This is a genomic window from Allobosea psychrotolerans (assembly GCF_002917105.1).
Lineage (GTDB): Bacteria > Pseudomonadota > Alphaproteobacteria > Rhizobiales > Beijerinckiaceae > Allobosea > Allobosea psychrotolerans.
Window position 1 is genome coordinate 1 of record NZ_PQFZ01000046.1, and the last position, 2807, is coordinate 2807.

At 55.8% G+C, this 2807-nt stretch carries 4 protein-coding genes; all 4 read left to right on the plus strand.

Features of this window, described 5'->3' with window-relative positions; genetic code table 11:
• Positions 1-609: RHS repeat-associated core domain-containing protein (locus CYD53_RS29675; protein ID WP_281261280.1), on the plus strand; the 609-nt coding region annotated here is incomplete at its 5' end.
• Between the two features lie 2 nt (positions 610-611).
• Entirely contained in the window at positions 612-887 is a 276-nt protein-coding gene (locus CYD53_RS30065) for a DUF6968 family protein (protein WP_146056046.1), read from the plus strand.
• A 12-nt stretch (positions 888-899) separates the two neighbouring features.
• Entirely contained in the window at positions 900-2030 is a 1131-nt protein-coding gene (locus tag CYD53_RS29680; protein WP_103721668.1) for an RHS repeat-associated core domain-containing protein, read from the plus strand.
• Positions 2031-2032: 2 nt separating this feature from the next.
• Positions 2033-2410, plus strand: coding sequence for a hypothetical protein (locus CYD53_RS30070; protein ID WP_146056047.1), 378 nt, complete (start codon positions 2033-2035; stop codon positions 2408-2410).
• Positions 2411-2807: the final 397 nt, after the last annotated feature.

The window sequence follows — 2807 nt, forward strand, 5'->3', positions numbered from 1 at the left end:
GACCATCTCGACCGGCCGATCCGGATGACCAATGCCAGCCAGGCCCTGGTCTGGGACGCCGTCTACAAGCCCTATGGCGAGGTCGTCTCGATCACCGGCGCTGCCACGCTGGACGCCCGCTTCCCCGGGCAATGGTTCCAGCTCGAGACCGGCCTGCAATACAACTGGCACCGCACCTACGACCCAACCACAGGACGATACCTCCAGACAGACCCGCTGGGTAACGTCGATGGGCCGAGTGTGTATGCTTACGCAAGCGGATCGCCGCAAATGAGGACTGATAGGGAGGGGTTGGCCGGGCCGGCAATAGCAATCCCGGCTTATTGTGCGGCCAATCCTGCAGCCTGCGCCGCCCTCGGGGCCGGTGTATACACCGGCGTCAAGCAGATCGTCGACTTTTGCAGGCGATCCTTTGGCGGCGGAGGGGAAGGGGGAAGGCGCAATGATCCACCCAAGGATCAATGCGATCAACAGAAGGAGGCTGACGATCAAGTTTGTAGAAGCCTGTCGAGCCCTGCGATGAAGGCTCGGTGTTGGGCATCTGCGGCGGATCGTTATGCCGATTGCCTAAGCGGTCGCTCTCCTCGACCTTTTAGATACGGAGGTTGAACATGCTTGCACGCACACTTTCGCTCATCCAGAACGGCAAGATTGAGAAGGTAGAGATAAATATATACTCTCCAATAAAGATTGCTGAGGATGAATACTCGTGTAAATTTAGCATTATTGGCGGTGGATTTGATGTAAAAAGGTCAACAATAGGTATTGACAGTCTGCAGTCAGCCTTGTTGTCTCTGTCTATAGTGAAAGATATAATTTTATCATCAAAGAATTGCGACGATGTTTTTTGGCTGGAGAAGGGTAATGATATAGATATTTCTCTATAGGTTGATTTACGGATGGGGCGCCTGATTTTTGTGTTTCTTTTGGTGACATCGAACCGGATCACGCAAGTTGCGACGGATGGGACGGTGACGCGGACCTTCGGGCATGACGGGGCGGGCAATGTCGTCACCGACACGCAAGGTGCCTCGGCCTGGAGCTTCACGCACAACGCGGCGGGGCGTCTGTCGCAGGCGAGCGTGGGTGGGACGCTGAAGGGCGCCTATACCTATGATGGGCTGGAGCGGCTGGCGATCCGGGCGGTGACCAACACGACGCCATCGGGCACGACGCATCTGATCTACGACACCGCCGGCCATCTCCTGGCTGAGGCGAATGCGGCGTCGGGCGCGACGATCCGGGAATACGTCTGGCTCGAGGTCGACGATCTCGGCACTGAGGCAGGCCCGACGCAGCGTCCCGCCAACGACAACGCGGCGGGCGGCCCTTCCGGCAAGCTCGGCTCGGCCGAGAACGACAACGACCCGTCAGCGCGCGCGCAGCTGCCTTCGCTGAACGGGCTCAGGCGTGGCATCGCCCAGCGCGCGGTCCCGCTGGCGGTGGTGACCGATGTCGACACGGCGACGCCGACGACCCTGTTCGTCCATGCCGACCATCTCGACCGGCCGGTCCGGATGACCAATGCCAGCCAGGCGCTGGTCTGGGACGCCGTCTACAAGCCCTATGGCGAGGTCGTCTCGATCACGGGCGTGGTCACGCTCGACGCCCGCTTCCCCGGTCAATGGTTCCAGCTCGAGACCGGCCTGCACTACAACTGGCACCGCACCTACGACCCAACCACAGGACGATACCTCCAGACCGACCCGCTGGGATATGTCGATGGGCCATCCGTCTATGCTTACGCCAGCGGATCGCCGATGATGCTGACGGATCGGGAAGGGTTGATATCTGGCGCTTCGATATCTGCAATTTGCGAAGCAACCACCTGTTCTTCGTTTACAGGCATAAACAATGCAGCAAAAAGCTCGCGCTATTCTTGCGAAAATGTTGATTGCGGGGCTCCAACAGGAACGACGACTAAACCTCTATGCGCGGATTGTGCGACGAAGTTAAAAAATGGGACACGAATTCTCCTTGAGAATGGAAAAATCCTAAGGCCCGGCACAAATTTATTTCCAGGGGATTGAGGATGAACGTATCAGCGCGAGATGTTGAGGAACTGATTTTACCGTCATTGGAACTAGTTGGCTCAAAGAAATCTGTGGGATATCTTCCGTTGCCGACAATTCGTAAGTTTCTAAACAATGACAAAGAATCCCTGATACGTCGATATGTATCAAGGGGATTGAATTGTGTTATATTTTCTCCGAGAAAAAATTGTATAAAAGGAGGTGCTCTCTTCGTTTACGGCCCAGTTGAATTCAAAAAAATACTAGATCAATTTCATATTGAAGATGACGTCGAGGATTTTCTACAAGAAATCGCCGCAAAATGGCTCTCGCAGGATGATGCGCGAATGCCTATTATCCGAGCGCTCTATGGCGACAGGGAGGGCGCGCCAGGATGAGATTTAGGACAAAGTAAAAAACCTTAAATTAAATATACTCGAATTCTGTACTGGAGCCTATCGGCCGCAATGGAACTGAACGTGATCTCAAGCTAAGAGGTCGTCAGGGCGATCTGCTGGGAAAAACAAAGCGTTCGATACGCAAACCTGGGGATTTACGCGCGATACAGAAAGGCGCCTACCAAAGGGCAAAACTATTAAAGGCGTCTGCATCTATAACGACCTGAAACGGCTGGCGATCCGGGCTGTGACCAACACGACACCGTCGGGGACGAGGCATCTGAGCCGGCCATCTGCTGGCTGAGGCGAACGCGGCGTCGGGCGCGACGATCCAGGAATATGTCTGGCTCGAGGTCGACGACCTCGGCTCCGACACCGGCCCGACGCAGCGTCCCGC

Excerpts from the sequence above, each read along its gene's own strand:
- CYD53_RS30065 (WP_146056046.1), top strand. The coding sequence starts at position 612 with ATGCTTGCACGCACACTTTCGCTCATCCAGAACGGCAAGATTGAGAAG.
- CYD53_RS29680 (WP_103721668.1), top strand. The coding sequence starts at position 900 with ATGGGGCGCCTGATTTTTGTGTTTCTTTTGGTGACATCGAACCGGATC.
- CYD53_RS30070 (WP_146056047.1), top strand. The coding sequence starts at position 2,033 with ATGAACGTATCAGCGCGAGATGTTGAGGAACTGATTTTACCGTCATTG.